The 7,009-nt window shown below is 75.7% G+C and carries 6 protein-coding genes; 3 read left to right on the forward strand and 3 right to left on the reverse strand.

Features of this window, described 5'->3' with window-relative positions; all coding sequences use genetic code 11:
- The first annotated feature begins 104 nt into the window (after positions 1–104).
- Together ACLIYP_RS16535 and ACLIYP_RS16540 are read left to right on the forward strand one after the other, a co-directional pair.
- Positions 105–749, forward strand: a complete 645-nt coding sequence (locus ACLIYP_RS16535) for an RNA polymerase sigma factor (protein WP_412713899.1) — start codon at positions 105–107, stop codon at positions 747–749.
- Positions 746–1,909 carry a hypothetical protein gene (locus tag ACLIYP_RS16540; RefSeq protein WP_412713900.1) on the forward strand — a complete coding sequence of 388 codons (1,164 nt, stop codon included), beginning with the start codon at positions 746–748 and terminating at the stop codon, positions 1,907–1,909. The genes ACLIYP_RS16535 and ACLIYP_RS16540 overlap by 4 nt, the downstream gene beginning before the upstream one ends.
- Before the next feature lie 258 nt (positions 1,910–2,167).
- Here the strand turns inward: ACLIYP_RS16540 and ACLIYP_RS16545 are convergent, their stop codons facing one another.
- Complete coding sequence (locus ACLIYP_RS16545) at positions 2,168–3,106, reverse strand: L,D-transpeptidase family protein (protein ID WP_412713901.1); 939 nt, start codon at positions 3,104–3,106, stop codon at positions 2,168–2,170.
- Between the two features lie 268 nt (positions 3,107–3,374).
- Here ACLIYP_RS16545 and ACLIYP_RS16550 point away from each other — a divergent pair, with 268 nt between their 5' ends.
- The gene (locus ACLIYP_RS16550) at positions 3,375–4,985 is read left to right on the forward strand and encodes an acyl-CoA mutase large subunit family protein (RefSeq protein ID WP_412713902.1); all 1,611 of its coding nucleotides are present in this window, start codon (positions 3,375–3,377) and stop codon (positions 4,983–4,985) included.
- A 136-nt stretch (positions 4,986–5,121) separates the two neighbouring features.
- Here the strand turns inward: ACLIYP_RS16550 and ACLIYP_RS16555 are convergent, their stop codons facing one another.
- Both ACLIYP_RS16555 and ACLIYP_RS16560 read right to left on the reverse strand, forming a co-directional pair.
- Positions 5,122–5,274, reverse strand: coding sequence for an SCO1431 family membrane protein (locus tag ACLIYP_RS16555; protein WP_412696027.1), 153 nt, complete (start codon positions 5,272–5,274; stop codon positions 5,122–5,124).
- 328 nt (positions 5,275–5,602) lie between these two features.
- On the reverse strand, positions 5,603–7,009 hold a 1,407-nt coding region (locus ACLIYP_RS16560), incomplete at its 5' end, for a hypothetical protein (RefSeq protein WP_459076347.1).

Genomic DNA, 7,009 nt, shown 5'->3' on the forward strand with positions numbered 1-7,009 from the left:
AGCGTTCTGCTTCGCATCGACGCAGATCGAAGCATCATGGCGGGACCGCGCTCGGCCAGGAGCGCGGGCGAGCGCTACATCGCGAAGTGGGGCAGGACTAAGGCGTGCAGGGGGAAGACGCGGAACTCACCGCAGCGGTGCGGGAGGCGCGGGAGGGGGACGAATGCGCCTTCCGCACCGTCTACCGCGCCGTGCATCCCCGCCTGCTGGGGTACGTGCGGACGCTGGTCCCGGATGCGGACGCGGAGGACGTCGCCTCCGAGGCGTGGCTGCAGATCGCCCGGGACATCGGCCGGTTCGACGGGGACGCCGACCGCTTCCGCGGCTGGACGGCGCGGATCGCGCGCAACCGGGCGCTCGACCACATCCGGGCGCGGGGGCGGCGGCCCGCCTCCAGCCCGGTCGACGACGACAACGAGCTGGCGGTGCTGCCCGCCGGATCCGACACCTTCGACGAGGCCCTGGAGTCGATCGGCACCGGGCACACCATGGCCCTGATCTCCCGGCTGCCGCGCGACCAGGCCGAGGCCGTCGTGCTCCGGGTGGTCGTCGGCCTCGACGCCAAGGGCGCCGCACAGGTGCTGGGCAAGAGGCCGGGCGCGGTGCGCACCGCCGCGCACCGGGGTCTGCGGAAGCTGGCGGAGCTGCTGGAAGGGGAGGAAGGGATCGGTGACGGGGTGCCCGCACCCAGGGCCGGAGCCGCACGGAGTGTGACGGAAAAGGCCAGACGGACGCTGAGGGAAACGTGAGGGCCGACGACCGGTACGACTGGCTGGACGAGGAGACCGCGGAGCGTCTGCTGCGCGGACGGTCGGCCCACCCCCCGTTGTCCGCGGACGAACCGGGCGCATCGGCACTGGCCGAGGCCCTCGAAAGACTCGCCGCCGTCCCCGCGACCGCTGCCGCCACAGCCGGTCCTGCCGCCGTGCCCGGCGCGCGTGACGACGGTGAGCTGCCCGGGGAGGCCGCCGCGCTGGCGGCCTTCCGGGCGGCCCGCGTACGGCCCGGAGCCGCGGCCGCCGAGCGACGCGGCCGTCTGCGGTCGCTCGGCCGTCCTCTGAGGGTGGGCCTGGCCGCGCTGGCACTCGGCGGCGTGCTCGGCGGGGTCGCCATAGCGGCCGGCAGCGGGGTGCTGCCCGCGCCGTTCGGCGGAGGGAACGGATCACCCGCCCCGGCGACGAGCGTGTCCGCCGAGCCGGACGGGCTCCTCCCGCCGACGGCCGGCACCGCCGACTCCCTCTCCGGCCGTCCGGGCGCGGACGGCGGACGGGAAGGCGAGGAACGCGGCGGTCCGGGAGCCCCGGGCGAAGGCGATCCGGCAGGCACCGGCCCCGGCGGGCGGTCGACGGAGAGCGGTTCGCCCGCCCCGGGGAAGGACGGCGCGGGCGACCGGGCCGGGGATCCCACCGCCCGGTCCCCACAGGCGGAAGCACGCCTCGACGAACTGTGCGAGAAGTTCCTGGACGGCGAGCTGGGCCGGCGGGAACGGGCCGAACTGGAGCGGGCCGTGGGAGGCCCTGACCGGGTGGACGGCCACTGCCGCCGGTCCGGCGCGGCGGCCGGCGGCGCCGACGGCGGTACGGGCGGCGGGTCCGCCTCGGGCGGTTCCTCCGGCGGGGGCACTTCCGGTGGATCGTCCGGCGGGTCCTCCGGCACGGGCGACTCCGCGGGGCCCGCCACGGGCGGCCAGGACGGCACCGGGGAAGGCGCCGAGGGCGGGGACGCCGTCCCCGAGGAGAGCGGCGACACGCTGCCCGAGGAGGAGGGCGGCGACACCTTCCCCGCCGACACCGGGAAGACCGGCGGCCCCACCGGCTCCGCGGCGCCCACCCTTCCCGCCGAGCCCGGAGGGCTCCCACGGACCCCGGACGCGCCCCGGGGCGCCGCGACGGCCGTTCCCACACCCTGAGCCCTGGCCGGATCCATACCCCGGAGGGCATGCCGGGGCCGTGTGACCGGCGTCACGGGGGCCGCCGCCCGGGGGGTGTGACACTTTTCGGGCCGCGGACGCAGTACAGAACAAGCCGACTGGTCATCGGCGAGCGCGCCACCCAAGGTTCCCCCCGTACCTGCGGGATGCGCGTAGCGCGGGCGGGGCACGTTCCCCCGGCCCCGCCCGCGCCTCTTCACACCGGCCCGCGCCCCGTTCCGGAGGGCGCCGCGGACGTCAGTAGACGATCACCTTCTCGCCCACCCTCACCTGCTCGAAGAGCGCGGCGATCCTCTCCTTGTCCCGTACGTTGACGCAGCCGTGCGAGGCGCCGTTGTAGCCGTTGGCGGCGAAGTCCGCGGAGTAGTGCACCGCCTGGCCTCCGCTGAAGAACATCGCGTACGGCATCGGGGTGTCGTAGATCGTGGAGTGGTGGTCCCGGCTCTTGAAGGTGACGCCGAACTCGCCCTCGCGGGTCGGGGTGAGCTCCGAACCGAAGCGCACGTCCATGGCGGAGACGACCTTCCCGTCGATCATCCAGGCCAGCGTCCGGCTCTCCTTGCTGATGCACAGCGCCCGGCCCGTCAGGCACCTGGGGTCGGGGTCGGATATCGGCCGGGTGGTGGGCGGGTACAGCTCCGCCCGCGTGGGGGGCCTCGTCCGCGCCGTCAGAGCGCTCCAGGTGTCACGGGTGACCTGGCCGTCCGCCGTCAGGCCGCGCCGCTTCTGGAAGGCGGACACGGACGCGGTGGTGACCGGGCCGTAGTAGCCGGTCGGGTTGAGGTCGAAGTGCCCGGCCTGCCGCAGCCGCGCCTGGAGTTCGCGGACCCGTTCGCCCTGCGCGCCCTCGCGCATCATCGGCGCGGGCGGCGGAGTAGATGCCGGCGGCGCCGCGGGCGGCGAGGCGGTCACCGGCGGCGCCGCGGTCGGCGGCGCCGAGGTGCCCGGTGCCTCCTCCCCGCTCGCGGACGGAGCGGACGGTGCGGACGGCGCCGTCGTCGTGGGCGTCGGCGCGGGCACGGGTGTGCTCCGCGTCACGGACGGCGCGGGCGGCGGCGCCGTGACCGCCGCGGGCGCCCGCGACCCCGCGTCCGTCTGCTGCACCGTGCACCCCGCCCCCAGCAGCACCGCGGCCGCCGCGGCGAGCGCGGTGCGGCCCACCGATCCGTGCGACATGGACTCCCCCCGGGACATCGAAACCCCCTCGGATCCGCCGGACCTTCACCGGTCTTCCCCACCTGTGTGGATTCCCGGCAGCCAGACTGCCCGAACCGGGGACGTCCGGCCACCCCCCGGCGGTTCCGCGCGCGGCACCCGCGCTAGCCCTTTCGCGCACCACCCCGCTCGTTTGTGAGCAAGGTCCCAGGCTGTGGCTCTCCCGCCGCTCTCCCGCCGATCGCTACAGTCCGTATCGGACAGGGCGACGAAACGGGAGGCACCGAACATGGCACGCGAGACTGGCCGCGGAGCTGGCGAGGCCCGGCTCACCGAGAGCGGGCTGCCGATCGAGCCGGTCTACGGACCCGACTCGCTCCGGGACTGGGACGCGGAGGCGAAGCTGGGCGAGCCGGGTTCGTACCCGTACACGCGGGGCGTGTACCCGACGATGTACACCGGGCGGCCGTGGACGATGCGCCAGTACGCCGGCTTCGGCACGGCGGTGGAGTCCAACGCCCGCTACAAGCAGCTGATCGCCAACGGCACCATGGGCCTGTCGGTCGCCTTCGACCTGCCGACCCAGATGGGCCACGACTCCGACGCCCCCATCGCGCACGGCGAGGTCGGCAAGGTCGGCGTGGCGATCGACTCGATCGACGACATGCGGGTGCTGTTCGACGGCATCCCGCTGGGCGAGGTCTCCACCTCGATGACGATCAACGCCCCCGCCGCCGTCCTGCTGCTGCTCTACCAGCTGGTGGCCGAGGAGCAGGGCGTGCCGTCGGAGAAGCTGACGGGCACCATCCAGAACGACGTGCTCAAGGAGTACATCGCCCGCGGCACCTACATCTTCCCGCCCAAGCCCTCGCTGCGGCTGATCGCGGACATCTTCAAGTACTGCAGGGCCGAGATCCCGCGCTGGAACACCATCTCCATCTCCGGCTACCACATGGCCGAGGCCGGGGCGACGCCCGCGCAGGAGATCGCCTTCACCCTCGCCGACGGCATCGAGTACGTGCGCACGGCGGTGGCGGCCGGGATGGACGTGGACGACTTCGCGCCCCGCCTGTCGTTCTTCTTCGTCGCGCGCACCACGATCCTGGAGGAGGTGGCCAAGTTCCGCGCCGCCCGCCGGATCTGGGCGCGGGTGATGAAGGAGGAGTTCGGGGCGCGGAACCCCAAGTCGATGATGCTGCGCTTCCACACCCAGACCGCGGGCGTGCAGCTCACCGCGCAGCAGCCCGAGGTGAACCTGGTGCGCGTGGCCGTCCAGGGCCTGGGCGCGGTGCTGGGCGGCACCCAGTCGCTGCACACCAACTCCTACGACGAGGCCATCGCGCTGCCCACCGACAAGTCGGCCCGTCTGGCGCTGCGCACCCAGCAGGTGCTGGCCTACGAGACCGACGTGACCGCCACCGTCGACCCCTTCGCCGGGTCCTACGTGGTGGAGTCGATGACCGACGAGGTCGAGGCCGCCGCGCTGGAGCTGATGGGCAAGGTCGAGGAGCTGGGCGGCGCGGTCAACGCCATCGAACGCGGCTACCAGAAGGGCGAGATCGAGCGCAGCGCGTACCGCATCGCCCAGGAGACCGACTCCGGCGAGCGGGTCGTCGTCGGCGTCAACCGGTTCCAGCTCGACGAGGAGGAGCCGTACGAGCCGCTGAGGGTGGACCCGGCCATCGAGGCCCAGCAGGCCGAGCGGCTGGCGCGGCTGCGCGCCGAGCGCGACCGGGCGGCCGTGGACGGGGCGCTGGCCGAGCTGCGCAAGGCGGCCGAGGGCAGCGACAACGTGCTGTACCCGATGAAGGAGGCGCTGCGGGCCCGCGCCACCGTCGGCGAGGTCTGCAACACCCTGCGGGAGGTGTGGGGCGCATACGTCCCCACCGACGCCTTCTGACCGCGCCCCCGTCGCGGGGCGGGTGGGTGCGAGGACGTGGAGGGGCCCCCGATCCGTCGGGGGCCCCTCCACGTCCTCGCACCCACCGGGGGTGGGCCCACCGGGGGCGCACCCACCGGGGGCGGCGCCGGGGTGCCTAGAGCAGCCCGAGCCCGGTGACGATGACGGAGACCAGCACGGTGAGCGTCCAGCCGAGCATCTGCTCGACCAGCTTCTCGCGGTCCTCCTCGGAGGGTCCGCCGGTACGGAGCCAGGGTGCCGGGATCCTCGCCGCCGTCGTGTGGCCCATGGTGTGTCCTCGTCTCGCCTCGTGGCGCGCCGGTGTGCGGGGCGCCGGCGCGCCGTTGGTGTGCCTGTGTCCGTGATCGCCGCGAATGGGCGCCGCGGATCTCCAGGATGAGGGGATCCGCACCGTTTAAACAGAGACGTGGATCACTCCGCGGCCGGGCACCGGTGGGCGATCCGCCCCCAACGCACCGTCCACCCTGCGGTGATGGGCCCGGCGGAGCCCGGGCGGCCGTACGGCTGTGACGAACGACACGCGCCGCGCCGGCCGTACGAGCCCCTGCGCGAGCCCTCGCGCCGGTTTGCGGAAGGGCGCCTTCCGCACGGTCCGTTCACCGGCGCGCCCTCCGTCCCAGCGCACGGGCCCGCCGTGCCGCGCGCCGTACGGCCGGGTTGCGGACGACCGGCCCCAGCCCGGTGGGGAGCCCGCCGGGCAGGGCGAGGGAGGCCAGCAGCCGGCGCGGGAACCAGCGCCGTACGCGCTCCCCGGGGTGGGCGGCCAGGAACCGCTCGACCTCACCGCGCAGCCCGGGGTCGACCCGCGGCTGTGCGCAGAACGCCACCGCCCGCACCAGCCCGGCCAGTTCGGCGGTGGCGGCGGTGGCGGTGGTGTCGGTGGTGTCGGCCGGTTCCGGCCCGCCGGGCGCGCCACCCGCGCCGGCCCCGGCCGGCAGCAGCGCGTCCGCGATCACCGCCGCGACCGGCCCGCCCCCCTCGTACGCGGCCGCGCCTGCGGGAGGGACGGCCGTGCCGCCGTGGGAGGCGGGCAGGCCGTGGAGCGTGCTCGCGGCCAGCAGAGCCCCGAAGGAGCGCCCGGTCACCAGCGCCGGGCGCAGCCGCTCGTACAGCGCCTCCACCGGCTGCGCGCCCTGCGGCTCGTACAGTTCCAGGCCCAGCTCCGCCGCCCGCCGCGCGATCCCCCGCACCCGGTGCGCGGGGGCGGCGGGGTGGGGCGCGAGGACCACCGCGCGGTGGCCCGCCTCCCGCAGACCGGCCAGCAGCCGCCCGTACACCCGCTCCTCCTCGCCGGGAGGGAGCGCGCCGGGGGCGTGCGGGTCCTGCCCGAGCAGCACCGCCGCCCCCTCCGGCGCGCCCGGGTCCGGCAGTTCCCGCGCCGCCCGGGCGGCGACGGCCCGCAGCGCCCGGCCGGGCACCTCCTCGGCCGGGACGCCGAACTCCGCCAGCAGCAGCGGTTGCAGACCCGGCACCAGGCCGGGGTGGAGCAGTCGCCGCACCCGGGTGCCCACCAACGGGTCCAGCCGGCCGGGGGTGGGCCCGTAGGCCGACAGCCCGGTGGCGTACACATCCAGCGGGGCGTCGGGGAAGATCCGGGCCAGCGCATGCCCCGGGCCGGCCTCGACGCCCTCCACCACCAGCTCGACCGCCGCGTCGCCCAGCCCCCACAGGGAGCGCAACTGCCTCTCCCACAGGGGCGCGTCGTCGGGGCGCGGCGTCCAGGCGCCGGGGTGGAGCGGGGCGACGGCGGCGTTCCAGGACAGCACCCGGCCGAAGCGGTCGCGCAGCGGCCGGAAGCCGGGCATGGCGTCCGGGGCGGGGACGGCCTCGGGGACCGGGGCGGTGTTCGCGACCAGCAGCAGCCGCTCGCGGGCCGTCACCAGCAGGCCCGCGTCCGCCGCGGCGGCCAGCAGCGCCGCGCCGTGCGGGGTGGAGGCCACCAGCAGCCGTACGGGGGAGGCGTTACACGGCGCGGTCATCGGGCGGCCTCCGCCGGGGACGCG

Origin of the sequence: Streptomyces nanhaiensis (genome assembly GCF_046614825.1) — a bacterium.
Taxonomy (GTDB): domain Bacteria; phylum Actinomycetota; class Actinomycetes; order Streptomycetales; family Streptomycetaceae; genus Streptomyces; species Streptomyces radiopugnans.

Coding starts and splice junctions, on each gene's coding strand:
- ACLIYP_RS16545 (WP_412713901.1), bottom strand. CDS start 3,106: ATGTCGCACGGATCGGTGGGCCGCACCGCGCTCGCCGCGGCGGCCGCG.
- ACLIYP_RS16550 (WP_412713902.1), top strand. CDS start 3,375: ATGGCACGCGAGACTGGCCGCGGAGCTGGCGAGGCCCGGCTCACCGAG.
- ACLIYP_RS16555 (WP_412696027.1), bottom strand. CDS start 5,274: ATGGGCCACACGACGGCGGCGAGGATCCCGGCACCCTGGCTCCGTACC.